This is a genomic window from Mucilaginibacter sp. OK098 (assembly GCF_900142915.1).
In the GTDB taxonomy this organism is placed as follows: Bacteria; Bacteroidota; Bacteroidia; order Sphingobacteriales; family Sphingobacteriaceae; genus Mucilaginibacter.
Genome location: NZ_FRCM01000006.1, coordinates 319,192 through 345,375 on the forward strand (window position 1 = coordinate 319,192; position 26,184 = coordinate 345,375).

Here is a 26,184-nt window from a genome sequence, read left to right on the forward strand (position 1 = left end):
CCATTAAAAAACATTACTTAAAAAATCATTCATCACATTATCAATATTTAAATGTTTTATAGCGTAGTTGCGTGCATTTTCTCTCTTTTTGTCAACCGAATTATCCAGGTTCATGTTATGTATTAAGTTTGATAATACCTTGTGGTTGTCCGGTTCAATAATGTATCCTAAATCATGGTCGTTAATCAAATCAAACAAGGAAGTTCCTGCTGCCGTTGTAACAATAGGCACCCCTCCTATAGCCAAAATTGAAGCTAATTTCGATGGCATTACCAAATCGCTGGCGTTTCCTTTCTGAAGCACTAAATGAAAGTCGGCCATGTTTAAAAATTCATTAAATAATTCTTTATCCTGCACAGGTAAAAAATCAATATTAACCAAACCCTTATCTTTAGCTGTTTGCATCAGTTTATCTTTATAAGGCCCTGAACCACAAATTATAAATTTAATTTTTTTATTGTCTATTAAATCCATGGCCGTTAAAAGCATATTTTCCAGGCCCTGTTTTTCACCAATGGCTCCGGAATATAAAAATACAATATCATCAGGTTGATAGCCCCACTTTACTTTAAGCATTTGAGGCGAGCTAAGCGGGTAAAAAAACAAAGTGTCTACCCAGTTCGGAAAATAAATTACATCCTTATCAATCTTAAATTTTATTTTGTTGATCATTCCGGGCGAGATCCCGCTCACATAATCTGCCTGGTTAATGATATTCTTTTCAACCTTATATATATAGTCGAAAAGTTTTTTACTTGCCAGCATGTTTAATCCCTGCGCAGCTTCGATCTGCATATCCTGAATGTGGTAGATCAATTTACCCCCCATTTTCTTTTTGATAAGCATTCCAAGGTAACCTAAATGAAATGGCGGTGCCACAGTTATGATTAAGTCATGCTTTTTTTTTGTAAGCACAAACATCCATGCAATCCACGACATGGAAGTCCAATAGGAAAAATCCTGTATAAGCCGCTTTTTACCTGTCGGTTTAGAAGGGATATAAAGAGGACACCGGTAAATAGTAAGTGACCCACTAGCTTCCGGGTAAGTCACCTCTTCTTTTTTAAACCATCCGTTTTTATAAGGAGGCTGAATTTTCCAGTGCGGATAATAAGGATAAGTAGTAATTACAGTGCAATGAAAGCCTTTATTAGCAAGCCAATGCATCATTTCACCATTTACTTTACCAATGCCCGTAGGCTCAGGTGAGAAATTGTGACTTATTAGAAGTACCGTTTTTTTCTGTAGCTCTGGGCTAGCCTTAAATTCTGACATAATGTTTTGTTTAGGGCGTTAAAAGACAAACTCGAAGGATTTATCCGAAACGAAATATTTATCGAATCTTTAAATCACAGTTAAAAAACCATCGCGAATCAGTACTTTTTTACTGATTTTGGCTTTTTGGATTAATACTTTAAAAATAAACAATTTCCATTACAAATGCAAATATGTTACCTTTTTAATAAAATATTTGTTAATACTTTAAAAATATAATAAAATATATGATATATACCGTGATTTGTTCCTGGTGGGTATAAAAGCAAAAATTACCTTTTTAATAAAATATTAGTTAATTTTTTAAACTAAATGAAATATTGGAAATTCTATGCTTGTTTTAGTGGCATAAGAATAAAAGCAACGAAGTTTTATTGCCGGTTACCTGGTTGGAAAACTTATAGGATGAGCCACGCTAAAACGCCATCCGATGGCAGGATGAATAGCCAGGAAGGGAAACCCGGGGAAAAATATATTTCAGGGAATTATTATAATTCTATAAATGTTAAAATAAATTTGAAATAAGCCCTCTGTAAATTCAGCTTCAATTTTCAGGATAAGTTTTTTTCCTTGATTTTGCAATAGATCTGGGTAAAGTATGACATTTTTAATATTGCAAACGCCAAGCCACGATAGCCATCGCGAAACCCTCCCATTAAAAAGAAACTTCCTAAAAAATACACCGGCCCTATAAAAATACTTTTCATCAATCTATATTTTAATTTTTGTTTCCATGTTAGCTTGCTATAAGTTTCTGGATCGTTAACTGTTTTCAGAAATCTTTCTGCTTCCCATGCAGCATAATCATTGTGCTTAATAACATAATGTGAAATTCCTCTAAAATCTTTATGATCAATTTCGCTCTGTATAACTCCAACATTCCCTTCAAGCACTGGGTATTCATGAACTTCCATGTCAAGCTTGCTCCATTTATCTTCGTCAATTCTTTCATATTCTCCTGCTTCAACTTTAAACAAGGCAAGTTTTTTTAATGGATAGCCGCCTTTAAGCTTCTTGTCTAAAAAATACCGGGTATAATTTAACCAATAACCAACCTTGTCGTTTTTTTTAAGGCACTTTCTTACCTCCCGTTTAAAATCATCGGTCAAATATTCATCGGCATCCAAAAATAAAACCCATTCGGTTTTAGGTTTATGGTTCCTTAAAAACCAGTTTCTCTTTTTGGGAAACTTTCCGTCCCAAACAAAATCAACCACCCCGACATTGAATTTTTTTGCAATATCCCTGGTTGAGTCGGTACTGGAAGAGTCAATTAAAACTATCCGGGAGGCAAAATCAGTTCCAATTGCAGCAAGACAACCGGGTAAATTTGTTTCTTCATTTTTTGCCGGAATGGCAATCGTTAAATCAAGCATTGAAATTTTTAATAAGGTAAATTAATCCATAGATTGATAATGTAACAAAACCGGAAAAATCAATTATCCGCTATGATCCTCTTTTTTATTGGCTTGCAAGGATGCCCGGCACAAACCATCCACGGTGGCATATTTTTATTAACTACGGCCCTGGCGCCTATCACACAACCATCACCCACAACAATACCGGGGTGTATGAAAGCATCGGCGGCCACCCATACATCATCGCCAATAATTATAGGCATGGTTATAAGCGGAAATCCCTTTCGGGTGTAATCATGAGTGCCTGCACAAATATGTGCGCCTTGTGAAATAACTGCTTTCTTTCCAATAGTAATCTTTCCCTGGGAGTAGAGAATAACCCCGTTAGCTACACCGCATTGATCTCCTAAAACTAAATTCCAGGGCGCCCAAACTTTCACTTTGGGGTAAATATGAACCCCTTCTCCTACCTCTGCCCCAAATGAACGAAGGAGGAAAGACCTCCAACTAAAAAAAGGTTTCGGAGAATATTGAAAAAACAAAACGTTTACAACATTCCATAACACTCTTCCTATTCGATTTTTTACAGAGAATGAAGGGCCGGTATAAGTATCTGTATTAATCATGATCCGGTTTTAAATTTCGTGATATATGGCAGTAATTACTAAGCATAATGGTAACTTATTGATTTAAAAATTGTCAATCATTTCTGATTTGTTAACAAGAACCAGTGAACGTAAAACATTACAAAATTTTTGAGCGGCAGGCGTGCTTTCAAAGTTATTATGGTAAACCTCCCATGCATTATCAGACATATTTTTCTTTTCCCCACCACTTAAATTCAGCCACTTTTCAATTATTTCTTTTGTACCATCAAAGGTATCTGAACTAACTATTCCTCCGTTCTTAATTTCCCGCCATATGTTTACCTGGTCAGAAATCAATACTGGCTTACTGCATGCAAGTGCTTCTGCAACGGCAATCCCAAAATTTTCCTGGTGGCTGGGTAACACAAATGCATCACAACCGTAATATGCGCCCCACTTGGCATTACCTGTTAACATCCCCGTAAAAAATATGTTGTTTTTTGAAAATGTATTTTTATTTGCCATTTTTTGTATTCTTTCCCCGAAAACCGTTTCCAGGCCGGGGCCAGCAATCACCAATTTCGGCATTCCGGGGTATTGCTCTCCCAAAGCTGTATAAACCTCAATCAATATATCAACACCTTTTTTTTCATGAAGCCGGCTTAAAAAAAGAAAATATGGCTGCCCGACTAACTTAGGGCAATGCTGACTAAAAGCGGCGGCCATATCGCTGTTATAAGCCGGTGGAGCTGCAATGCCATAACTTACATTATAAACATTTTTGGGGTGATAAGGCATGAACGTTTCGCGCGCCAGCAACAGTTCTGCCTCACAAGTAAATAGCAAGCCATCAACGTTATTTACCACTTTATTCTCAATTAGCTTCCAATAGATCCAGTTTCTAACTGCTTTAATTTTCCGCTCCTTTGCCCGTTGGAAATACGGGTCGAGCATTCCATGCGGCATTATTAAAACAACCGGCAATTTAACTCCTGGCCTTCTTTTTAACGCTCTTATCACCTTATGAGTAGCATAACTATGATATTGCCATAATCCCCTGATAATAACCACATCAAACCTGTTCATATTATCGGTAAGCCATGGAATTAATTCTTTTGAATAATGCCATGCCCCCTCACTATGTCCTAAAGCATGAATTTTGAAACTGTCCTTACCCAAATAAGCTGAATCAGGTGGATCCAGGCAAACCACTTCTCCAAATACATCCATGTTGCGTAAGTCCTTATCAATATTACGGACTCCCTGTGAAGGGCCGCCACTTACAGGGTTCATACTATCTATTATATGGAGAATATTCATAATCGTATATAGTTATTCTTTTTAATTGCCAGCTATACTCTATTTATAAGTTACCCGAACAGACCTGTTTATATAATTCATAATACATACCGGCAATTTTATTAGCATCATATTTAAGCCTGTTTATTTTACCGTTGCAAATTAATTTTGCTCTTAATGAATCATCATTAATTATCTTCATAATTCCCGAACGAATATCTTCAGTATTAAAAGGGTCTACAAGCAAAGCTGCGTTACCGGCCACCTCCGGCATTGAAGAAATATTGCTGGTAATTACAACTCTTTCAACAGCATTTGCCTCAACTATTGGCATTCCAAAACCTTCAGATGTGGATATAAATGTCAAAATATCACATTCCCGGTATTTTTCCAGGATTCTTTCGTTGGATATATTGTATTCATTTGAGTAGTCAATATTACCATCAAGTAAGGCAGTCACATACTTGTCAGGCAATTTTCCAACAATGGTTAAATGGCAGTTGATGCCTTTAATGGCTTCAATTAATCTTAATAAGTTCTTGTTATCACCGGTGCCAATGTGCAATATTACAGGCTTTTCTCTATTAAATTCCTTTGGATAGGGCTGGTAAATAGGGCTTACAGCAACAGGAATTACGTGGATCTTTTCAGACAGGATCCCTGTATAAGATATAATTTCACTCTTCGTAACTTCTGAAACGGCTGTTATCAGCGTGGCTTTTTTTACAGGCGCCGAGAGATATAACCACTGAACTATTTTTTTTGAGATCCCCGTTTTCCTTAACATCATTCTACAATCATGGATAGTTAGTATTACCCTGTTCCTGTTCATAAAAAGATTAAGAAAATGAGTTTCGCCGGTAATATGATTAACGTCCCTCTTCTGGCGTAATGCCGCCTGTATAATATTTATAAATTTACTGTAATAACCATCGTTCAAACATTTGGATATATAAACCCTGGATTCAATTTTATCCGACAACCGTTTTCTAACATCATCAAAAATGAATTCAAGGCTAAAACTAAATCCTTTTCGGGGCTTACGTTGAAAATAGTTAACTCTAATTTTATTATCCATTAGCAGTGCATTGTCGCCGGGTTTCTAACCTATTAAAAAACTTCTTACATCTATTATCTATGCTATTGGTTTCGCTTTTGAATTGCATCTATAGAGGCAATTGCTTAACCAGGCTCTCATTTAAACTAGTCTTAAGTCAAATTTGTCTTTTTCTGACTTAGAACTTAAGACTTTTGACTCAAGACTAAGTGTCAATCCATATATGACGCTACACTAGTATCCTCATCAATTTTTCGTTATATTCAAGCAAAAAACAACATGATTTCCATCAAAAAAGCACAATGAAATTATTGCCAGTAAACAGTCCTTAAATTAATAATAATAATGTATAATTAATTGTTTATTATTATATTTTCAATCAATAACCATTTTTACTACAATAGAGGCATTTATAACGAAAATTTTAAACTTCTTTACACTGAAGGTTTGATCATGTGAGGATCAGTAACAGCATTTATAACTTATTCGCAACTAATAATTACAATAATTCTTAAAAGCTATGAAACGTGTATACCTTGAAAACAACTGGAAAGAAAACTGGAAGTATTCTTATCCATACGATCTCCTTGAAATCTATAACGAAAAGAAAGAAAATTTAGGCTATGCCTACGCGTATGAGATAAGACGCGACAGCACCATAGCACTAATAAAAAGTGTTATAAACAAAGGCGACACCATTTTAGATGTAGCAGCAGCACAGGGGAATTTCTCCTTAATTCTGGCCGAAGCTGGTTATAACGTAACCTGGAATGACATAAGAGAAGACCTCTCTGAATATGTGGAAATGAAAAGAGAAGCCGGAAAAATTGAATATAAGCCCGGCAATGCCTTTGAAGTACAATTTGATAAACTTTTTGATTTAGTGCTGGCTACGGAAATAATTGAACATGTGGCTCACCCCGATGAATTTCTTTCAAACCTTGCCAGGTTGGTTAAACCCCAGGGGTATGTAGTGATTTCAACACCGTTGGGATCATACTTTAAAAATAAGCTTCCGAAGTTTAGCGAATTTGATGATCCAAGTATTTTTGAATCAAAACAGTTTGGCCCAAACTCCAATGATCATATATTCCTTTTTCACCTGGATGAAATCCCGGCGCTTGCAAAAAAAGCTGGGTTGGAGATAGTTTCTATAAAATATCACACTAATTCTTTAACCAACGGGCACATTAAATTAAGCCCTTTATTAAAGCTATTGCCTAAAAAGCTTGTGTTTAGTATTGAAGCGTTAACACAGAAATTTCCGCTATTTATTGGCAAACGCATCCATACCAATTTTGCAATACTTTTTAAAAAAATTGGATAAAAATTTCGGCTAATTTTTTAAATTATTTTCCCTGAGGGGGCAATACAGTATCTTCTTTTGCCTGGTTTTTTGTTGACGCGATGGAAAGGCCGGCGGCAACTATGCTGAAGCCCAAACCTGTTGGCTGGCTCCATTGCCCCTGGGGCAGGGTTAAAAGACAAAAACTTAATAACATCCAGGGTAAAATATCACCTATAGACAGCCTCCTATAACTTGCAATTGCAATTTTAACGCTAACGCTTATTCGAATTACAATAGCTGCAAGGCCTAAAACAATTCCTAATTCGCCAATCAATCTGCCCCACTCTCCCTCTGCAACCAAAAACTGATTCTTACCTACAAGCAATGTACTTCCAACATTAGTGCCCATACCTATCCCGTACCCAAAAAACGGGAGCTGACCTGATGAATAAATTGCTCCAAGAAGTCCACCGACATAACGGTCGCCAATAACCCCTTTTAAACCTCCTTCGGTTTCATTTGCGCTTGTAAAACGCGCAACAAAAGCATCAGATGCCGTTTGAAAAAGGCTTAACTGGCTAAGTAAAAAAAAGACAGTTATAATACTTATTGAAGCAATAATTAAACGCCCCATGTATTTAGGCTTTCGGGAAACTGCTAACATTGCAAAACCAAGTGTAATAGCTATGGTAAAAAAAAGTCCACGACTAATTGAAAGCGGGATTGACATTAATAATGAAAATGATGCAACTACTAATAGTGACTTGCTGATGTACTTATTTTGGTTGAGCCAAAAGTAAATTATAAAACAAGCAGCATAGCCAAAAAAAAGAGAGGTCCCATTGGTAAAAGAAAATGTTGCCGGCGGCCTAAGGTAACCTAAAGCACCACTAAATCCAGCTCCTGCCATATCGCCGCCAACACCCCTGTTAACCCAGGCTGATTGCGGGCTGTAGAACTGGAGCATTATTAATAGAGTCATGGGTATGGTTAACCAAACCAAAAATCTTCCAATTTTTAATACATCCTCCCTGTCAAATACACTGCCGATAACAAATATAACCGGGAAATGAACTAGGAGTGTCCGGACGCCAAATAAAGCCACGAAAAAATTCCCATGTCCCAATAAAATAGCGGCAAAAAACCCAACCATACTTACTGCAAACATGGCGGTAATAAAAAAGTTTAGCTTTAAAAAGCCATGCTTCCATGCCATAAAAAAAAGCCATATCGCCACCGGATCGCGGATCAGCAAAAGGGGCGTTGCTAAACCCGGCAATACCCATTTCCTTAATGCTCCTTCAAATATCAGCAGGACAAAATACACCCATACACCTTTTTTAAGCTGGTTTAATGCCTTAACTGTTGTGGCTCCGCCCAGTTCAGGCAAAACTACTTGTGTGCTAGTTTGTACCGAAGTGTTGTATGATGTGTTCAATATTTATATTTAAAAATTCCTTTACTCAGATAACGCTTTTATTGAATCGATAATATTCTTTCCATAATTCTCCCAGGTGTAAGTTTGCGCATGTAGTTTTGCCTTTGCACTCATACGGGGTATTTCGTCCCTGTTTTCTAAAAACCATGTTATTTTTTCAGCAATACATTCCGGCGAACGGATCGGGATAAGAAAGCCGGTTTCGCCTTCAATAATTAAGTCTTCACCGCCGGTATTTGGTGTTATTATAATTGGCAAACCCTGGCTCATCGCTTCCTGCATTACCAAAGCCCTGCCTTCAACAATGGATGGAAGACAAAACACGTCACAGGTACGCATTAAAGCCAATACTTCTTTGTGCGGCCTCCCCGGTTCATATGCAAATCCGGCATATTCGTTCCTGTAAAATTCAATCGGCGCCTGTAATGAACCCATTACCACCAGCTCAACTTCCTTTGTATTCAGCAGCCTCATGGCAGCAAACAGATCTCCAAGGCCCTTGCGCTGTCCCATTGATCCTGCAAACAATACTCTTAAAGGCCGGTTGTGCGATCTAATCTCTTTGCTGTTATCATTGTTTGTTATTTCCGGCGTCCCAAAAGGAGACAAAACAACTTTTTTGCTAGCCGCCCAGTCTGGTATTGAATTTTTTACAAAATGCGATGGAACAACTACCATGTCAGCCAATTCTAACTCCCTGATTTTCCGGTTAAGCTTATCCTGGGAATCGCTTATCCCGCCGCCAAGTGTTGACGCCCAGGCAGGCAGGCGTTCCGCTTCTTCTAAAAAAAGTTTTCTCCCCGTTTCCCAATACGCAATTGGTAAATCGTATATACACTTAATGTTATGTTGTTTTGCGTATTTAAAAGTTTCTAACGCACCATCTTCATAGGCATATGCAGCTCTTTTAATGTTGTTATCAGTTTTTTTAAAGTTCCCGGCTACATAACTATCAAAGGTGCGATAACATTGATCAACACTAAAAATGCCCGTTTCAGATAATAACAATGATTCTGCTTTCATTTTTTTTGAAAGGATCCGGCCGACTTCCCGCCATGGAAACATTTTGGTGTAAGGACGTAAGGATGAATCAAATTTCCTTTTTTTTAGTTCGGCAAATAATTTAACGTTAGCCAACTTATCCAACGGCGACCCGGGAAAAGCAGCAATAGAGGTAAAAAAAGCATCGAGTATCCCGGCTTCCACCAGACTTTTTGCAACCGATCTTACATTAGCGTTTGAAGTTGGATGTGATAATGTAATTTTCATTGGACGGCCTGTTTTTTTGTTAAATTTAACAGCATGTTTTTACCAAAGCCCTTTATTTTACTATTAAGTTTATAATAAGACTCCGGAAAAACTCCATAACCATTTTTATACAACCAAACAAAAAACCGGCTTTTTTTTGTGTCCGAAAGCTCTAACAGCGCTGTAATTAACGGTATTTTTTCCTGGTCGGTATAGATACTCCATCCCAGGCAGTTTGATTGGTTGATCGCAAATTTTTCACGCGCGCTTTTTACAACAGCTAAATTCCATCCCCTGGTTTCAAATGCCGGTTCAATTACTTCATCAAAGATACTCCTTATCCCATCAATTTCTTCCAGCTTCCTTTTTTGCCGCACCTTACCGGTATCCGTCCATACTCTATAACTTGCCAGTACCTTTTCAGAATACAGGTTTCCGTACCCGGCTGCAGCTAATTGTGCCGATAAATAATAGTCCTCGGCAAAATTTATCTTAGAGGAAATATACCCAACTGTCTCTAGTGCTTTTTTTCTAAACATAATAATATTAGCGGTCACTCTATAACCGCTTAATGACGCCTTTAAAGCAACCTCGCCATTCACAAATCCCGATTTACGGATCAACTTTCTTTCTTTTAAAAAATTGTTGTTTTTATCAATCTCATTAACGGCGGCGTGCGCATATCCAGCCTCCGGATATTTGTATAACTCTTCAGATAATAGCTTGATATAATCAGGCGACAATAAATCATCAGAATCAAGCCTGATTATAAAGTCACCGGTTGCTTGCCTTAAACAGAAGTTGGTGTTTTTAGAAATTCCAAGATTTTGGGGTTGATTTATTACTTTAAGAATGCTTATTTCTTCGCTTAATTTATCAAGAGTTTCTTTGGTACCGTCAGTACTGCAATCATTTGAAACAATTATTTCGAAGGGTGATACTGTTTGATTGAGCGCACTTCTTATAGATTGTTCAACAAAAAGCTCCTGGTTAAAAGTTGGAATACATACAGAGATCCTTAAATTGCTCATAAAATATTTTGATGTTTTAAATCGCCTGCGTTAGCCCTTGCTGTTAAAAAGGTTCTCTTTTACATCTGTAAATTTCACTTTCAGATAATCAAAATAATTGGAATTAAATAAACCAGCCACAAAATTCCTCCAAAATGACACTCTCCATTCAGTAATTGTAGCAATAAAATAAACAGCGATAGTAACTGATAATATCAGGCAAAGTTGATGTAAAGTATTGGCTTTGTTATAAGGGAAGAGAAATGCAAACAGGAACAACAATGGAACATGAAATAAATAAAGCGTATAGGTACAATTGCCAACAGTTTTTATGGAGTGAAATAACTTTCCCAGCCCTCTATTTGATAAAAAGTTAGAGAGAACTTCGGAAATGCCAAAAAAAGAGTAAATATTTACCGCAACCAGGATACAAAAAATATAATCATTCCGATAATTCCAGGAAAAGAATAAGTTGGTACCCAAAAGCCTGTCGCCCTTAACTATGATAAAGGGAAAGTGTCCGGGGAAAAGCATGTTAAAAAAAATCAAAGCGAGTGTTACTAAAAAAACCACACCCGAAATTTTTGCGCCAATCAATTTATTTCGTGAGCAATAATATAACAAACTCCCGGCAAGCCACGCAGGAAACAGTATCAAAATCTTAAGCCCTGCTAGCAGCGCTACAAGAGTAAATACTATGAATTTATATTTCCTTTTAATAAGGAGTATACTACCCATTAATAAATAATAAAAAAACTCATAATTGACAGACCAAAATGGCCCGTTAAATGGTGGTGTGCTACATAAATTCCATGACTGCGTCATGAACATTAAATTCACTAAAAAACGTATAAATAAATGATCCCCACCTTCAATATCTGCTATTGCCGCATGTTTAAAATAAACCATAAAGGCAAAAACAAAATATGTAAATATTAAAGAAGGAATTATTACTGAATAAAGCCTTCCAATACGCGCAATTAAAAATGTTTTGAAAGTTAACCCCGGCCTACTTGCAGACATGGTTATCAAAAACCCTGACAAAACAAAAAAAACGATTACAAAAAAATGAGCGGCATTATAGGATAACCAAAAATTCGACCTGTTTCCCGGAACAAAAAAGGCCTGTGTATTACCAATTTTTTCGGACGAAAAATGATAAATAAAAACGTACGTAGCCGCAACAATTCTAATAACTTCTAAATATGCAGAACTTACTTTATTCATGTTCGCACTTGTTTGTAATTACGCCTGGATTAAACTAATGTTTATTTTGTTTAATGGAAAAATTAAGACACTAGTAAATAAGCTAAATCAATGGTAAATGATGTTGTTACTCAAACCGAAGATACAAAGAATATCCTATTTTAAAAAATTCAATTACAATTAACGTCGAAATGAAGAAAAAAACGATAAAAAATTATATTTAAACGCTTATCATGTTAAAAAATGTTTAATTATTCGTTAGTTATGATACAAATATCGAAATTGCAACAAATAATGCGTAGCTTTATGAGAAGTTACCTGTGTTTTTTGTGTTTATGAATAATATAATAGCATGAAAAGAATAAAAGGCCTCGACTCTGTTCGATTTATTTGCGCATTAATTGTTTTATTTGGACATTTCGGATTTCCTTTTATTACTTTGTTAAGCAAGACCAGCGGCAATGCTTTTTTAAAAATTATCGCGATTACAATTTCTTTGGCCTTTAATGGACCGGCCGCAGTGATTATCTTTTTTATAATCAGTGGCTTTTGTATTCATTATCCTTTCAGAGACAGTAAAACTATTAGCTTACCGCCATATTATACAAGGCGCCTGTTACGGATTGGAATTCCCGCTTTAATTGCTTTTGCGTTATCTTATATACTGAAGATTGAATTAAAACCACCGGAGTTCGGAGTTTTCTGGAGTATATTTTGTGAGATAGCTTATTACCTGATTTACCCCGTCCTATTCTATATCAGCAAAATCGTCAAGTGGAGATACATGATTTTGGCGGCCTACATTATATCATGGCTGCTTATATTCACTCATCTAGATATTTTAAAAAACGGGCATAATGGCTATCCTGTATTTGGGTCATTAAATTGGGTTATAGGATTGCCTTGCTGGTTACTGGGATGCTGGCTTTCAGTAAATTATCTAAGATTCAGGAGTATATCCACAAACAGGATTTGGATCATGAGGTTATGTATAATATCATTTTTTATAATCCTTAACATTGTTAGGTTTCATGTTCACCTGTTTATTGCCAGCAACTGTATCACTTTAAATTTATTTGCATTAATAGCCTGTGCCTGGTTAGGATTTGAAATAATGCATTACAAGGTAAAAGAACCACCTCGGATTTTAGAATATAGTGGTAAATGGAGTTATTCATTATACCTTACACATCCGGCAACAAGCGGATTCCTTGTTTACATTGGTTTTGGAGCGTTAATGAGCAAATATGTGGGCTTGTTACTTATTATATCACTAATTTTTGCATATCTTTTTTATCTTATTATAGAAAAGCCATCGCACAGGTTTAGCATCTTTATTAGCTCAAGGTTTTCAAAAAAGCCACAGCCATCTTTAGCTACCGTTAAAGGTGTTGAGCAATAATTATTACAGATTCATAGAATTTAAAATATTCCTGTTATATATTTCCTCTTTCCAGTTTAAACATTCTGTATAACCGGCAGCACATTTTGGATGGTTTTTTCTATCCATGTGTAAACATGGATGACAGGCAACGACAGAATCAACAACCTTACCTTTAAAAACCGGGGATATTATCCTTGACTTTAACACTTCAGTAATTAATACAGTACACTTTTTTGATGCGGATTGCAATAAATGTGATGGAAAACTATCTGTACTGATCGTCCACTTTGCCGCATATGAAAGCTTTATAATATCTCCCGGCTCTTCATAAAAAAAAACTGTTTTCAAACCGGCTTCTTTAAAGCTTTCAGCTTCATTATCCTTATAAAAAAATGCATAGTAAGCACCGGGGAGAAATTGTTTAGCCCACCAAACCGGTATAAACTGACGACTTGTACCGGTTGGAAATATTATTAAATTATAACATAGATCTGCAGGTATTTCTAATTTAGGCGAGGTTGGTACCGCTCCTCCCAATTTTGCAAGCGTAATATCATAGTCCGTTTTCAATTGCGCAACAAAGGCGGCATAACTTATACTTCTAATCTTCTTTAGCCCTATTATTTCTAAGTAACCCTGGTAAACTTCAATCCATTTTGAAGAAGGAACCTGGATTATCCCTAATGAATCCGCAACACTAAACAACATCAAATTGATATAGTCTTTCAATTGCTTTTTTTTCTTATCTCGATAAACGGCGCGTTGGTAAGGGGAAATAAACTTGTTGCCTCTTAATATGGGCTTTACCAAATCTTTCAAGCCTAATGACGAATAGCTATATTTCATTACAGCATCTTTTTGGGTAACAATAGTCAGCCTGTCGCCAAAAACAAACTCAGCCAAATTTTTAAAAAGATAAGGGATCTTAATTTCAAACTTGTATTCCGGCAATAAAGCTGCGGCAGAATAAAAGCTTACCAAACGCATCCATATATCTCCGTTTCCTCCTTTTACAGAATCGATTTCAATTGATTTATATTTCATTAGGGACAACCATTTTTATTTTATCCGGTATTTTGTTTGAATTATTGCAGGTTCATTACACTTAAATTTAATGTATTTGACCTGCTGTCTATAGCAAATTTCTACGTTGGGCGACGAGATAAATAATTTCGCTTTCTTATATAGAATTGAGACAGATACTTAAATAAATTAACCCACAAAAAACGTTGTTTTTCCAAAGCAATTCCGATAATGATCGATACGGTCAATACCACTGAGAACGGCAGCCACAGGTCAACAACTTTATTGAATTTATGATGAAAGACCGTGCTCCATAAAATCAACAGGGGATTATGTAATACATATAAAGGAAAAGTAAGGTTCGCAATAGTTCTAAGCTGTTTTGATTGTTTAAAAACTATACGGCTGGAGGGTATCAACCAAAGACCCAAACCAATAAAGAAACCAACTATCCAATCACTTATAAATTGGCTGGCAAAATATAATGGCGGCTTTCCAATTTTGAATGGAAGTGGCGAAATATATTTAACAACCAGGAATACTATGATAAAGCTAAGCAGAACCAGTAACCATGAAAATAATGAACTAAGTTTGGGGCTACGGATGCGATATGCAAAATAACCAGTTAGCCAAATTGGCATCATTAAAAGTATTTTTGGCCCGGCAACTAAACAGGCGAATACAGGTAACAGGTAAGAGCGCCACCCCGTTTTACGATAAAACCAAAGACCAAAAATCACATAGTACCAAAATTCAAAACTTAATGACCAAAGGGGGCCATTCATTGCCGGCGCAGCTGAAAAAAACCAAATTTCATTAAGAAACAGCCCTGATATAATATACCTGAGCAAAGGGTTGTTCCTTGAAAAATACGAATGCATTTCGGGATTAATATTACTAACAATTATTTCGCAAATTGCAGTAATGAGTAAAGCAGGTAATACTACTGAACTTAATTTGCTGAAACGGGCTTGCATATACTGCATGCCCCCCCGATTGGTTTCTGTTGTAGTGTAAGCAATTACATACCCGGATAATACAAAAAATATAACGACTGCCAGATGTGCTAAATCATCTATTTTATATAAAACTGTTAAAGGGCGAAACCAAAGATAAAGAATGTGAAAAACAAAAACCATTAAAGCAGCTAATATCCTTAGTCCATCCAGAACAACTCCGTCGAATCCTGTAATCGCTCGCGGTGAATTAATAGTTGGGGCCTTTGTCATAATAAATCCTGGTTATCAGTTCATAAATCTTAGTCTTGGTATTTTCACTTCTTATTATATAACTGCGGGTTTAAACTTGGGTCGTTGTACATCTTCAACTGCCGGTAAACCTTAAACCCTAATGTTCCTTTTTCCAATTGATGCAAAACATCTGTTAAGCAAACAGACAAATCTTTTATCTGCTGCTCCAGTATAGCAACCTTTTCTTTACAATTAAACCTATGCGCCTCCGTTGCGCTTGGCCTCACCGCTTCTTCAAGCATATGGTATTTTTTTAAGGCCATAATTGATAGCCTGTCAATCATCATTCCGGGGGTTTCAGAATGAAGTTTTTCAGCCATTAAAACATTGTTAGTTTTTAACCAGGTAAGGATCCATTCATCAATACTTTCCATAGAATTATTCCTCTGCTGATTATAATGATCAATATTTCTTTTAGCTTCTACCATTCGCACAGGATCGATATCTTTTATTCTTGCAATATCCTCTTCGTGCCATAATTGATAATTCCAATAATTATTTTCAACAATGAATTTTATCGGCAATTTTTCTTCAGTAAAATGTTTATTTGTGTGCCACTCATAAATATTTTCAGCCTGAAGATTAACTATTTCATTTACTGTTAGTATCATAAGCATTTATTAAACTTAAAAATGATTTGGCTATGTAATTCACTCCCCACTTGTATGGATCTCTATTGAATAAGAAGTCCTCATTATACTTTTTTATATCGGCATCATATTCAGGAATATAATCACTCCCCGGAATAAGGACCTCCAGGCTATGATATCGCATTGCTGCATATACACCGCTTTTCCCAATGTGCTCTTTCGGTGTACAGGAAATACCTAAATCCATTATTTGAAAAAGTTGCGATACGTTTTCAGGTGATTGCTCTCCCAATTGAAAAAAAGATATTTTATTGCTGAATAACTCCTTTAACCTGCTAAACTCCTTTATTCCCTCTTCACTAATTCTACCAAAAGACAGGAATAGCAAGTTTGGATTCTTTTGTGCAGCTAAATTTAATTGGGAGTTTAATGCTTCTTCTAATTTAGCCTGAGGGTAGAGGCTTCCAAAGATCCCGATAACCCTATATTCTTTATCGTTTTTGCCATCTATTTGCAGTAGTTCGTTTATCTCACTTAAAAAACTGCTATTCTTTTTTGCTAATGGGATGTTACTAAATAAAGGCAGGATCTCTGCTGTAATATTACTATCATCCAATATCATTTTATATAAACCATTGCTTGTAGTAATAACAGGCGGTTTTAAGGCCCATACAATAGATATAATAATTTCCCTTTGTAAAAAACCATAAATCTTGTGCTTTAATGGAGATAGCTTGGTTATACCTGTCCAGATCTCATGAAACATAATGTGCCAGCGCCTGCCTTTTCCCAAATTTGATAATTGGTTGCCCAGGCCAAAAGGCAAACCCTTTGGATGATACCCAAATATCACAAATTGAAGACTTAACCATTCCGGGTCAAAATCATCAATGTATTGTTTCGCGTTGTTTATCCTGTCTTTTACTGTCCATACAGAAGGCAGTCGTAATACAGGCAGCTCAATGCCGTCGCCGTCCTGGCTTCCAATAAATTTATTTAAAATATGTTTATCATTAATAGCTAATACAGATACAATATGCCCCTGTCTTATTAGTTCAGAGGCCAGGCAGCGTGAATAATCACCAACGCCATCTTTGCCCGGTTCAAGGGAGGTACATATAAATAAGATCTTCATTTTCGCTCTCCTATTTTCTTTGCCGGTATGCCAGCCCAAATTTCATATGATGGGATTGATTTAGTTACAACCGCCCCCGCTGCAACAATTGACCCTGCTCCAATTTCGACCCCTTTTAATACAACCACATTACAACCCAGCCAAACGTCCTCACCAATTTCAATGGGTATTTCCAGGCCTGCCTGGTCCCTAAAAAGTTTATTTGGCAAAATTCCATGGTCATGATCTATGAATTTGCACCCGGATGCAATTAATGAATTATCACCAACCGTAATGCCTTTACGGATGTTAAACTCGCACCCCGCTCCTATAAAAACATTGTTTCCAATCCTGATGGATAGCTCCTTTTTCCAAACTCCATCATATTTGAAAGATATATTCGGTTCTAAAGAACATTTTTCGCCAATTGTAACCTGGTGAGGCCAGGTAACAAATAGTTTTGGCAAAATAGTGCCAGATCCAACTTTCATCCCCTGAACCGAAAAAAAAAGTCTTCTTAAAAACCCAATGAACCCATTGTAATATCTGATCCGAAGCAAAAAAAAACTTTGTTGTATTATGTACTTCATCCTTCTTAGTGAAAAAGCCTTTTGTAGCTGCCTGAATAACTTATGTTTTTATTTCTGATTTTTTTTAAAGCTGCCGGGGCGCCAAAATAAATCCCATAGGGTTCTGTTGACGAAGTTAATAGGGACATTGCCCCCAATACCGAACCTGTTTTTAATGTACAGCTTTTCAAAACCAAAGCATTGTATCCAATAAATACGTAATCTTCAATAATTATTGCACCAGTCAATCCCCTGGCTCCCTCGTCGTTTAAATCATGACTTGCCGTAATTAAACTCACTTTAGGGGAGATCGATACATTACTGCCAATTTCTATCCCACCCCTGTTATCTATATGGCAAAACTGGTTAATTGTACTATTTTCTTTAATAGAAAATAATCCCGGTGAATTAAAATGACAGCCCAAATGAATACTGGAGCCTTTTCCTATTTTGAAATTCATTATACTTTTATAATATGCCAGTCTTACAAAATGGAAAGGGATATAGGCAATTATAAAATTGCAAAACCAAATTTTAAATTCCGACAAAATATATTTGATGCGTCTCAAAATAGTTGTGATATTAATTCCTTTTATAAAACCGGCCAATTAACGCGGCCGTTTTGATTGACAGTTGCTTTAATTTAATATAACCATCCCCATAACATTTGACAGGAGATTTCACATTAAGCCAAAATTCACGGTCTGCATTACCGGGAGCATTTCCTCTAAATGCGGAGGTCATGTAATTTTTTTGCCATGGTTTTGGCGTCCCAATTGCATGCGACATGGTAAACCCGCCACCTATAAAGTCCATGCCCTCCGGGCCCATTTCGCTGATAGGAGATTCACAACACATTGCAGCAATGTTTAACGCATCCTGGTCATGTGCAAAAAACAAATTGGATCTATCTTTTGAATGTGCAAATTGATTTACATTGAGTGAGTAATGTTCTGATGCGACCTTTATAATATCTTTCCAAACGTGGATGAATTCAATATTTTCTCGTAGTACGGCACAAAACCCGCTATTAATATACGAGCCAATATTATGGGTAATCTTTCTGTTGCTTTTGAACACTACCTGCTCCCATCCTTTTCTAATAGGGTGAGATGAAGGCATATCATTACTTATAATTTCGTGTACCAATGAAACCCCATAGTTCATCCACGTTTCATAGAATGTCCATTTACATTTAATTACAATATCCGGATCAAAATAAATAACGCCACTGAGATCCCTGTTTATTTTTTCGAAAAGAAACAGCATGAATGTTGGCTTATAGTTGGCCAAATGAAATTCAGTATCAATGGGCAGAAAGTGCAAAGTAATTTCCTGGTTTAGTTCAAAAGTAGCTGCACCAACCCACCCTAATTCCGGGTTTTCCTTTACAGAAGCCCATGGGGGTACCGCTCCTTTATAGCCCACATAAATTTCTCCGCGATAGCCATTTTTGTAAGCTGAATTAACTAACGCCGCCAGCCCAAAATGGTAATCCTTTTCAAAAAGTGTACATATTACAATTGCCATCAGTTAAATTATCTATTCCTTATAAAACGTGCCGGGCAACCTGCCCAGATCTGGTATGCTGGTATTGATTTATTAACAACTGAGCCCGCCCCAATTACGCTTCCCTTCCCAATGGTTACCCCTTTAAGAATAACACAGTGCGTTCCTATCCACACGTCATCTTCCACTAAAATTTCCTCAAATACACATGGTTGTTTATTTATTAATGAATGATTGTTAATCTCATGGCCTGTATCAACAAAAGTTGTATTACTTGCAATTAAACAATCATCCCCAATTATTACCCTGGTGCTGCAGTTAAATTCACAGCCGTTACCTACAAAAACGCGCGCTCCTATGGTTATGTAATTACTGTCTGAAAAGGGCTGAGTAATTTTAAAAACCACGTTGTCTTCTATTTCGCATTTCTTTCCTAAGGTTACTTTATTAGGCCATGCACATTCAACCTTGCCAAGGTTTGCACCATCAGATATACGCATACCTAAAAACCGAAAATATTTAATTCTTAAAAACATCTTCGCCCTTCGGATTTTATGAACTAGCAGAGCTGAATAAGTTTGCTTCATTCTGTAAGTTTAGTTTTAGTGTTATAGATTTGATAGAAAAAATAAATTAATATAATAATGTAGCCCACTAAAAAATCAACAATTGAAAACATCAGGACATTTTTAGTTTTTGAAAGGTCCATCGTAAAAATAAGCACCAATTGAAACAGAACATTTATCGTAATATTGATCGAGGGTTTTAATACCCATCCCCGTGAAACCACAATAGTATAAGTAATTCCCGCCAGCATTGCCAGGCAACTTGAAATGGTGATCATTAGAACTTCTGTTTTTAAGCCACCATACCCGCTGCCCAAGATCCATAATACTTCATTAGGAAAGATCATTACTATGCCAACTATAATAATTGAAATAAAAATAAGGGCGGTCTGAATTTGTATAAACCGGGAAAGCAGAATTTTTCGATCTTGTTTTAAACGTGCAAAACGCGGCACAATCAATGTAGTAAACAACGTGGTAACTACCGTTAATATAGTTGTTAAACGCCCCAAGGCGCCAATGTGCGCTATTGCTACAGTTGAACCAAAGATGGAAATCAGCCAGATAGTGATTTGCCCAGATACACAGAAGTAAATTGCTCCGGGTAATGTTCGTTTCACAATTGAGAGTATTTCCTTCTTAACTACAGGGTTACTCTCCTGTGCCGGGTCTGCATATTTAGCAGACATCTTTCTAAGTTGAAAATTCGCCCAGATACGGGGGATGCCATTTCCCAATATTGCAATGAATGTCCATGGAAACAATAGCAATGAACCCGTTATCAATATAAACCGGCCAATACCAGTGGCAACCTGGTTTTTTTGCAGCCGTTTTATATCCTGGTGCAGTTTCGAGGCTGTTTCAAGTAAACTATCTGATAATGCTGCAAAAAATGCAGGAATCATCGATAGGATTATCAATACTGAAAATAATATACTTGCTCCGTGATGAACTAATAAATAAAATAAAATTGGCATTGAAACTAACAGGCTCACTATGCCAAATTTTTTCCTTAGCTCTAAGCCGGTGTTAAGTACCACCCCTAGTTTCTGACGGTCTTGCCAAACCTTACCGCCGTGTGCCATTACCCCTGTAGAGATCCCGCCATCAGCCAGCACCGTCATGGTACCCAGCATTGTATTGGCTAACGTATATAAGGCATATTCCTTTGTAGGCAAGAGCCTGATGATTAATATCCCACTTAATAAACCAACAAATTGAACAACAATTTGCGCCCCGCCAGTGATAGAAATAAGTTTAACCCACTCAATTGCCTTCGCATATTTTGGCGCTTTATTTTTCAAACTATGGGTTAGTTCGCTCATAGGGTAGTGATTCTTATTATATTATGGGGCAGTCAACATCATTTCTTTTTATATAGCCTTTGCAAAAAACCTTTTTTAGGTTTATCATCCGAATAATAGCCGTATCCATAGCCATAACCGTAACCATAGCCGTAGCCATAACCATAGCCACCAGTGTCGGGATCAACAGCGTTAAAAATTATATTCAGGTTTTTAAATACATCCGTTTGCTTTAATTCATCAATTAGCTGAACCTGGCTTTTTAGGGTATAGTTATATCTTACAATGTAAAATGTAACATTGGCCCACTTTGCTAAAATATGAGCGTCAGTTACCAGGCCTACAGGCGGCGCATCAAGCAAAACATAATCATATTCTTTTTTTAGCTCAGCAATCAAAGCTTCAATACGCCCGTTCAATAATAGTTCAGCCGGGTTTGGAGGGGTCGGGCCGCTGGTGATAATGGAATAATTTTCCTGTTGTGGTATTGTTTTTATAATACTATTATAGTCCGCTTTACCTATCAAATAATTCGAAATTCCTGTTTTGTTATCTATTTTCAGTGCCGTATTAAGCTTCGGCTTGCGTAAATCCAGCTCAAGAATTATTACTTTTTTTCCGGTTGATGCCAGGCTTGCCCCTAAATTCAATGAAATAAATGATTTCCCTTCGCCACTTACAGACGAGGTGAACAAAAATACTTTTTGCCCAGGTTCAGAAGCTATGTACTGAAGATTTGAGCGCAAGGCCCTGATCTGCTCTGCGAGCATAGAACGCGGTTTAGCTACAACTATAAGCGGATCTGAATCATCAGGCGCTACCGAAATATCAGCCAATATCGGCGTATTTGTATATTTTTTAATGTCTGTACGTTTTCTAACCCTTACATTTAAAGCCTCTTTACCCGCAATTACTGAAAAAGGTAAAAATAAGCCCAACAACAAGAAAGTTAAATACAAAGTTGTTTTAACCGGCTTAATTGGAATATAACTACCACGTGCTTTATTAATGGTTCTGCTATCTGCAGTTGTAGACGCTAGTGATAAAGCCGTCTCCTCGCGTTTTTGAAGCAGGTAGGTAAACAGGTTATTTTTTATTGATTGCTCGCGCATTACATCAACCAGCCCGCGTTCTTTTAAAGGCACACTCCTTATTATAGCATCGTTTGCATTACTTTGCATTGATAACTGGTGTAGTGTATTTGCTAACCCTGACTTTAAGTTTTGCAGGGTTTGGGAAGTAGTTTGCTTTAATACTTTTATATTATCGGTAATTGAACTAATAAGCGGGTTAGATTCAGGTACTGATTTTAACAGGGTTTGTTTTTTAATCTGGGCATCGCCTAATTGCTGTACCAAAGCAAGCATAGTTGGGTCACTTACGCCAAGCATAGCCGGTACTTTAGCCGATCCGTTATCAGGGCTATTTAAATAACTTTCCAGGTTATTTAATGTGCCCATTTGAATTTTCAATTCACTAATTGCAGCATCGTTAGCTTGTACGGCAGCTAAAAAAGCGGTTGATTCAGCGCTTATATCCGTTATTTTGTTAGCTGATTTATAAACCTGCACGTTTTTTTCTACCGCATTAAGCTCAACAGCAAGCGTATCTATTCTTCCTTTAAGAAATGTAAGTTGGTTTGCTGTAGTAACATTTTTATCTTCAATGCCCGCCTGGTTATATACCTCAACCAGTTTGTTGAGGATATCTTTACCCCGTTCTACATTCGCATCTTCCATTGAGATCGTCAAAACTGTAGCTTCTTTTGTTGCCGGATCAATTTTTAAACTGTTAATGTATGATTGCGCAACATTTTCAACAGAGTTAAAATTAACCTGGAACAAAGTATTATCAGCTTTAGCGTTTCTTGCAATGATGATAAGCAGCCCGGCTTCAGTTTGAACGGGACTATTTATAGGGATAGTTTTTCCGTTAAATTCCGCCTCGCTATTGTTGATTATTTTAAGCGGCCATGGCTTTATATAGCTGTTTATGTTCTCCTTTAAAAGATCAACCTTAAAGCCAATATTGTTGTATAAAACTATTTTTGACAGGTTATTTTGGATGTAATAGGACGTTTGAATACCTAATGAACTTATTACTTTTTCCATTAATGTATTTGATTTGAGGATCTGTATCTCATTATCAATTACTTTAGCAGAGGAGTTCAGGTTTAGCTGCTGGAGCAAGTCTTTATCATTGTTTGAGCTGCTTTTATCATCTTTTATTAAAATATCGGTATGCACAACATATTGAGGAATTTGCGCCCGGATGTACACATAGCCTAATGATAAAAAAACAACAACACTTAAAACAAACCATTTCCAGTTGCGGATATATTTGTGTAAAAATTCTCTTATGTTGATCTCGCGTCCACTCCCCTGTCCAAATAATTCGTTATTTTGATTCATGTTAATCTCGCTTGTGTTACTTCCTGGATATAAGAATTATTAGAGACAACAAACTTATTCCTACAGGAATATAAGTAAGAAACCTATCGTTACGCTGCGCCTTATATTTAGAAGGTTTAACGTAAACAATATCGTGGGCATGCAGATAGTAGTAGGGAGAGCTAAAAAGCGCTCTGTCACCTAAATTCACGTAGCCAAATTCTTTTTTACCATTAACCTCCCTGATGATTTGAATGCTATCCCTTCTGCCTGTTACAGTTAAATCACCAGCCATCCCTATCGCATCGGTAAGTGAAATCATTTCATTGGGTATATTATACACATCCGGCCTGGCTACTTCACCTAAAACCAATATTTTAAAGTTTAAAAATCTAACTGAAACTATCGGGTTAGTTAAATAAGGCTTTAACAACACCTTTAATGTATCGGCTAATTGCGAAGTGGTGAGCCCGCCTGCTTTAACAACGCCAATTACCGGTACCTCAATTTTGCCCGAGCGATCAACAAGGTAGCCGGGCACTGAAGATTGACCAGCCCCTGTTGAAGAGTTTCCGTTACCTGAACCACCTGAGCTGGTACTGCCTCCTCCGCTACTATATGGATTAAAGTAAATGCTCGCCTCAGGAGTTATTGAGCTTACATAAATTGATAATATATCGCCGGCCTGTATTTTGGGAATATAAGCTTCTGCAATAGAGATACTGTCCTGCAGGTTATTTCCCTTTTGAAAATAAACAAGTTTTTTTTCATTGCCGCATGCCGAAAAGAAAATTACAAGCACACATAGTATAAATAGTTTTTCAAAAGCGTATTTTATCATGAAGGCCTTAAGTTTTAAAATTTCAGTTTAACATGCCGGTGATTAATAATTTTATTTTATATATAATTCTTTGAAAGCCATTTTTAAGATCCCTGCAACTAATAATAAAACCCATTGTTAAATTTATCATTTCGCAGAAATTTGCACTATAAATTGCTTATTTAATCTTTCAAAGGTAAATATATTATTAATAATGTAATTATAACGATAAAAGTTGAAAAAATTTGCAAAAAATAATAATGAATGTTGCGATTTTGAATAATAAAGCCTCAGGGGCTCTATACACCACAGGAGATGCGTTTTAATTCTCGTATTTGTAAAATAAAGCCCTGGCTTTTCGGCCCCGGTTTCAATACGCATTCTTCTCTCCTTTGCTAATATTCCAGACAGTTAAGAAAATTATTTTGAGATCAAGCAGAAAAGACCAATTTTCAAGGTACCATACATCTGCTTCTATGCGTTGCAGCATAGCTTCAGTAGTTCGCGTTTCTCCCCTGTGACCTTGCACCTGCGCCCAGCCCGTAATACCTGGCTTTAAAAAATGCCGCACCATATACCTGTCAATTAATTGAGCGTATTGGTTAGTATGCTTTACCATGTGTGGTCTTGGGCCTACAACAGACATGTTTCCAATTAAAACATTAAAAAATTGAGGCAGCTCATCAATACTGGTCCGCCGCATAAAGGCGCCAATCTTAGTTACACGGTGATCGGTTTGTGATGCTTGTTTTTCGTCCGATTCGTCGTTTACTTTCATGCTTCTGAATTTGTAGCAAATAAAAGTCCTGTTATCCCGCCCTGATCTTAACTGTTTAAAAAGCACCGGACCTTTTGAACTCGCTTTTATTAAAAGCGCTATTATCGGAAAGAACCAGCTAAAAATAAAAATCAAAACAAATAACGAAAACCCTATATCAAATGCCCTTTTAAAAAAACGGTTAAGTACATTTTCAAGCGGTTCAGGCCTAACAGATATCACCGGAATATGGCCAAAGCTCTGTACCGTTAACTGCTTCATACCGTATTCATAGTACGGCGGTACAAACCTTAAACGAATAAGATTTTTATCTGCATCAATTAATAATTGTTGAATTTTAATGGTTTCAGTAACCGGAAGTGTAAAAAAAATTTCATCAGTTTTATTGTTTAATACATAATTAATACAATCCATTGTATGCCCCAGGTACTTTTCCTTATCTGTAATCCGTTCAGGATTATCATCAAAAAAACCTAATAATTTATACCCGCGATCTTTATTCTGATTAAAAAAATTATGGAGATCAATACCAGTATTACCGTATCCTATAATTATCACATTCCGGGAATTGAATAAGGTGCTTCGTTTACTTTTGCGGATACTTAAAAAAATAAGCTTCCATGACCAGAGTAAAAAGCCAAATAAAATGGCAGAGTAAAATACGTACCCACGTGTAATAAAATAGGCATTGGCGCCAACCATAATATTTATGCCACATAATAAAGCAATAAATAAAAGATGCGTTTTTAGAACATTGCGAAATGTACTTATCGAATCCTCCGCTAAAATATTTTCATACAACCCAATTATATTAGCCGACAGGAGCCACGTAAGGTTAAAAATCAAGACTATTTGTATATACTTTTGATTATTTACATCTATAAAATGTATGCTATTTCCCAGGTAGTATGGTACCACCATACTAACATTGAGTATAAAATAATCGGTGGTAAGATTGATTGCCTTTATAAATGTACTGTAGCGATTAACCATTTAATGATATAAGTGTCAAAAAATAAATTAAAGAAATCAAATACTATTTATCCTGTGGTTAGTGTGTTTTTCTGTACTTAACACACCAAATTCGAATACTTTCAACAAAAAAGTATTAAAAATTTCAC

The 26,184-nt window shown here is 36.5% G+C and carries 23 protein-coding genes; 2 read left to right on the forward strand and 21 right to left on the reverse strand.

Annotated features, from left to right (window positions below; genetic code table 11):
- Window positions 1–3 precede the first annotated feature (3 nt).
- From BUE31_RS21245 to BUE31_RS21265, 5 genes are all read right to left on the reverse strand, one after another.
- The gene (locus BUE31_RS21245; protein WP_073405853.1) at window positions 4–1,275 is read right to left on the reverse strand and encodes a WcaI family glycosyltransferase; all 1,272 of its coding nucleotides are present in this window, start codon (window positions 1,273–1,275) and stop codon (window positions 4–6) included.
- A 551-nt stretch (window positions 1,276–1,826) separates the two neighbouring features.
- Window positions 1,827–2,651, reverse strand: a complete 825-nt coding sequence (locus BUE31_RS21250; RefSeq protein WP_073405854.1) for a glycosyltransferase family 2 protein — start codon at window positions 2,649–2,651, stop codon at window positions 1,827–1,829.
- Between the two features lie 59 nt (window positions 2,652–2,710).
- Window positions 2,711–3,259 carry a WcaF family extracellular polysaccharide biosynthesis acetyltransferase gene (locus BUE31_RS21255; RefSeq protein ID WP_073405855.1) on the reverse strand — a complete coding sequence of 183 codons (549 nt, stop codon included), beginning with the start codon at window positions 3,257–3,259 and terminating at the stop codon, window positions 2,711–2,713.
- A gap of 63 nt (window positions 3,260–3,322) precedes the next feature.
- The gene (locus BUE31_RS21260; RefSeq protein WP_073405856.1) at window positions 3,323–4,540 is read right to left on the reverse strand and encodes a glycosyltransferase; all 1,218 of its coding nucleotides are present in this window, start codon (window positions 4,538–4,540) and stop codon (window positions 3,323–3,325) included.
- 43 nt (window positions 4,541–4,583) lie between these two features.
- The gene (locus BUE31_RS21265) at window positions 4,584–5,597 is read right to left on the reverse strand and encodes a glycosyltransferase family 4 protein (protein ID WP_073405857.1); all 1,014 of its coding nucleotides are present in this window, start codon (window positions 5,595–5,597) and stop codon (window positions 4,584–4,586) included.
- Between the two features lie 499 nt (window positions 5,598–6,096).
- Between BUE31_RS21265 and BUE31_RS21270 the strand changes: the two genes are divergently transcribed.
- Window positions 6,097–6,903, forward strand: coding sequence for a class I SAM-dependent methyltransferase (locus BUE31_RS21270; protein ID WP_073405858.1), 807 nt, complete (start codon window positions 6,097–6,099; stop codon window positions 6,901–6,903).
- A gap of 22 nt (window positions 6,904–6,925) precedes the next feature.
- On the opposite strand, the gene BUE31_RS21275 is transcribed toward BUE31_RS21270, so the two are convergent.
- The 4 genes from BUE31_RS21275 to BUE31_RS21290 are packed head-to-tail and all read right to left on the reverse strand — an operon-like array spanning window position 6,926 to window position 11,787.
- On the reverse strand, window positions 6,926–8,302 hold the full coding sequence (locus tag BUE31_RS21275; RefSeq protein WP_200801961.1) for a hypothetical protein: 1,377 nt from the start codon (window positions 8,300–8,302) through the stop codon (window positions 6,926–6,928).
- A gap of 21 nt (window positions 8,303–8,323) precedes the next feature.
- Window positions 8,324–9,571, reverse strand: a complete 1,248-nt coding sequence (locus BUE31_RS21280; protein WP_073405859.1) for a glycosyltransferase family 4 protein — start codon at window positions 9,569–9,571, stop codon at window positions 8,324–8,326.
- Window positions 9,568–10,581: a glycosyltransferase family 2 protein gene (locus BUE31_RS21285; RefSeq protein ID WP_073405860.1), complete on the reverse strand. Its 1,014-nt coding sequence runs from the start codon at window positions 10,579–10,581 to the stop codon at window positions 9,568–9,570. The genes BUE31_RS21280 and BUE31_RS21285 overlap by 4 nt, the downstream gene beginning before the upstream one ends.
- Window positions 10,582–10,611: 30 nt before the next feature.
- Window positions 10,612–11,787 carry an acyltransferase family protein gene (locus BUE31_RS21290; protein ID WP_073405861.1) on the reverse strand — a complete coding sequence of 392 codons (1,176 nt, stop codon included), beginning with the start codon at window positions 11,785–11,787 and terminating at the stop codon, window positions 10,612–10,614.
- Between the two features lie 331 nt (window positions 11,788–12,118).
- On the opposite strand from BUE31_RS21290, the gene BUE31_RS21295 reads away from it, so the two are divergent.
- Window positions 12,119–13,168, forward strand: a complete 1,050-nt coding sequence (locus BUE31_RS21295) for an acyltransferase family protein (protein WP_073405862.1) — start codon at window positions 12,119–12,121, stop codon at window positions 13,166–13,168.
- 3 nt (window positions 13,169–13,171) lie between these two features.
- Here the strand turns inward: BUE31_RS21295 and BUE31_RS21300 are convergent, their stop codons facing one another.
- The 12 genes from BUE31_RS21300 to BUE31_RS21360 form a co-directional block, all read right to left on the reverse strand.
- A complete protein-coding gene (locus BUE31_RS21300; protein WP_073405863.1) occupies window positions 13,172–14,194 on the reverse strand; it encodes a hypothetical protein in 1,023 nt (340 codons plus the stop codon).
- 101 nt (window positions 14,195–14,295) lie between these two features.
- Entirely contained in the window at window positions 14,296–15,402 is a 1,107-nt protein-coding gene (locus BUE31_RS21305; RefSeq protein WP_073405864.1) for an acyltransferase family protein, read from the reverse strand.
- A gap of 44 nt (window positions 15,403–15,446) precedes the next feature.
- On the reverse strand, window positions 15,447–16,034 hold the full coding sequence (locus BUE31_RS21310) for a DUF4254 domain-containing protein (RefSeq protein ID WP_159440723.1): 588 nt from the start codon (window positions 16,032–16,034) through the stop codon (window positions 15,447–15,449).
- The gene (locus BUE31_RS21315; RefSeq protein ID WP_073405866.1) at window positions 16,015–17,148 is read right to left on the reverse strand and encodes a glycosyltransferase family protein; all 1,134 of its coding nucleotides are present in this window, start codon (window positions 17,146–17,148) and stop codon (window positions 16,015–16,017) included. The genes BUE31_RS21310 and BUE31_RS21315 overlap by 20 nt, the downstream gene beginning before the upstream one ends.
- Window positions 17,145–17,618 (reverse strand): acyltransferase, encoded by a 474-nt coding sequence (locus tag BUE31_RS21320; RefSeq protein ID WP_234997885.1) that lies wholly within the window; start codon window positions 17,616–17,618, stop codon window positions 17,145–17,147. Before BUE31_RS21320 ends, BUE31_RS21315 begins: the two co-directional genes overlap by 4 nt.
- 104 nt (window positions 17,619–17,722) lie before the next feature.
- Entirely contained in the window at window positions 17,723–18,157 is a 435-nt protein-coding gene (locus BUE31_RS21325) for an acyltransferase (RefSeq protein ID WP_143167202.1), read from the reverse strand.
- A gap of 121 nt (window positions 18,158–18,278) precedes the next feature.
- Window positions 18,279–19,226, reverse strand: a complete 948-nt coding sequence (locus tag BUE31_RS21330) for a hypothetical protein (RefSeq protein ID WP_073405868.1) — start codon at window positions 19,224–19,226, stop codon at window positions 18,279–18,281.
- Between the two features lie 8 nt (window positions 19,227–19,234).
- The gene (locus BUE31_RS31465) at window positions 19,235–19,792 is read right to left on the reverse strand and encodes an acyltransferase (protein WP_073405869.1); all 558 of its coding nucleotides are present in this window, start codon (window positions 19,790–19,792) and stop codon (window positions 19,235–19,237) included.
- Window positions 19,789–21,096 carry a lipopolysaccharide biosynthesis protein gene (locus BUE31_RS21340; RefSeq protein WP_073405870.1) on the reverse strand — a complete coding sequence of 436 codons (1,308 nt, stop codon included), beginning with the start codon at window positions 21,094–21,096 and terminating at the stop codon, window positions 19,789–19,791. The genes BUE31_RS31465 and BUE31_RS21340 overlap by 4 nt, the downstream gene beginning before the upstream one ends.
- Before the next feature lie 38 nt (window positions 21,097–21,134).
- Complete coding sequence (locus BUE31_RS21345) at window positions 21,135–23,486, reverse strand: GumC family protein (protein WP_073405871.1); 2,352 nt, start codon at window positions 23,484–23,486, stop codon at window positions 21,135–21,137.
- A 16-nt stretch (window positions 23,487–23,502) separates the two neighbouring features.
- Window positions 23,503–24,306: a polysaccharide biosynthesis/export family protein gene (locus BUE31_RS21350; protein WP_073405872.1), complete on the reverse strand. Its 804-nt coding sequence runs from the start codon at window positions 24,304–24,306 to the stop codon at window positions 23,503–23,505.
- Window positions 24,307–24,655: 349 nt separating this feature from the next.
- Window positions 24,656–26,056 (reverse strand): undecaprenyl-phosphate glucose phosphotransferase, encoded by a 1,401-nt coding sequence (locus BUE31_RS21360; RefSeq protein WP_073405874.1) that lies wholly within the window; start codon window positions 26,054–26,056, stop codon window positions 24,656–24,658.
- Window positions 26,057–26,184: the final 128 nt, after the last annotated feature.

Bases quoted from the DNA above. Each gene is read 5' to 3' on its own strand.
- BUE31_RS21245 (WP_073405853.1), bottom strand. From the start codon at position 1,275: ATGTCAGAATTTAAGGCTAGCCCAGAGCTACAGAAAAAAACGGTACTT.
- BUE31_RS21250 (WP_073405854.1), bottom strand. From the start codon at position 2,651: ATGCTTGATTTAACGATTGCCATTCCGGCAAAAAATGAAGAAACAAAT.
- BUE31_RS21255 (WP_073405855.1), bottom strand. From the start codon at position 3,259: ATGATTAATACAGATACTTATACCGGCCCTTCATTCTCTGTAAAAAAT.
- BUE31_RS21260 (WP_073405856.1), bottom strand. From the start codon at position 4,540: ATGAATATTCTCCATATAATAGATAGTATGAACCCTGTAAGTGGCGGC.
- BUE31_RS21265 (WP_073405857.1), bottom strand. From the start codon at position 5,597: ATGGATAATAAAATTAGAGTTAACTATTTTCAACGTAAGCCCCGAAAA.
- BUE31_RS21270 (WP_073405858.1), top strand. From the start codon at position 6,097: ATGAAACGTGTATACCTTGAAAACAACTGGAAAGAAAACTGGAAGTAT.
- BUE31_RS21280 (WP_073405859.1), bottom strand. From the start codon at position 9,571: ATGAAAATTACATTATCACATCCAACTTCAAACGCTAATGTAAGATCG.
- BUE31_RS21285 (WP_073405860.1), bottom strand. From the start codon at position 10,581: ATGAGCAATTTAAGGATCTCTGTATGTATTCCAACTTTTAACCAGGAG.
- BUE31_RS21290 (WP_073405861.1), bottom strand. From the start codon at position 11,787: ATGAATAAAGTAAGTTCTGCATATTTAGAAGTTATTAGAATTGTTGCG.
- BUE31_RS21295 (WP_073405862.1), top strand. From the start codon at position 12,119: ATGAAAAGAATAAAAGGCCTCGACTCTGTTCGATTTATTTGCGCATTA.
- BUE31_RS21300 (WP_073405863.1), bottom strand. From the start codon at position 14,194: ATGAAATATAAATCAATTGAAATCGATTCTGTAAAAGGAGGAAACGGA.
- BUE31_RS21305 (WP_073405864.1), bottom strand. From the start codon at position 15,402: ATGACAAAGGCCCCAACTATTAATTCACCGCGAGCGATTACAGGATTC.
- BUE31_RS21310 (WP_159440723.1), bottom strand. From the start codon at position 16,034: ATGATACTAACAGTAAATGAAATAGTTAATCTTCAGGCTGAAAATATT.
- BUE31_RS21315 (WP_073405866.1), bottom strand. From the start codon at position 17,148: ATGAAGATCTTATTTATATGTACCTCCCTTGAACCGGGCAAAGATGGC.
- BUE31_RS21320 (WP_234997885.1), bottom strand. From the start codon at position 17,618: ATGAAAGTTGGATCTGGCACTATTTTGCCAAAACTATTTGTTACCTGG.
- BUE31_RS21325 (WP_143167202.1), bottom strand. From the start codon at position 18,157: ATGAATTTCAAAATAGGAAAAGGCTCCAGTATTCATTTGGGCTGTCAT.
- BUE31_RS21330 (WP_073405868.1), bottom strand. From the start codon at position 19,226: ATGGCAATTGTAATATGTACACTTTTTGAAAAGGATTACCATTTTGGG.
- BUE31_RS31465 (WP_073405869.1), bottom strand. From the start codon at position 19,792: ATGAAGCAAACTTATTCAGCTCTGCTAGTTCATAAAATCCGAAGGGCG.
- BUE31_RS21340 (WP_073405870.1), bottom strand. From the start codon at position 21,096: ATGAGCGAACTAACCCATAGTTTGAAAAATAAAGCGCCAAAATATGCG.
- BUE31_RS21345 (WP_073405871.1), bottom strand. From the start codon at position 23,486: ATGAATCAAAATAACGAATTATTTGGACAGGGGAGTGGACGCGAGATC.
- BUE31_RS21350 (WP_073405872.1), bottom strand. From the start codon at position 24,306: ATGATAAAATACGCTTTTGAAAAACTATTTATACTATGTGTGCTTGTA.
- BUE31_RS21360 (WP_073405874.1), bottom strand. From the start codon at position 26,056: ATGGTTAATCGCTACAGTACATTTATAAAGGCAATCAATCTTACCACC.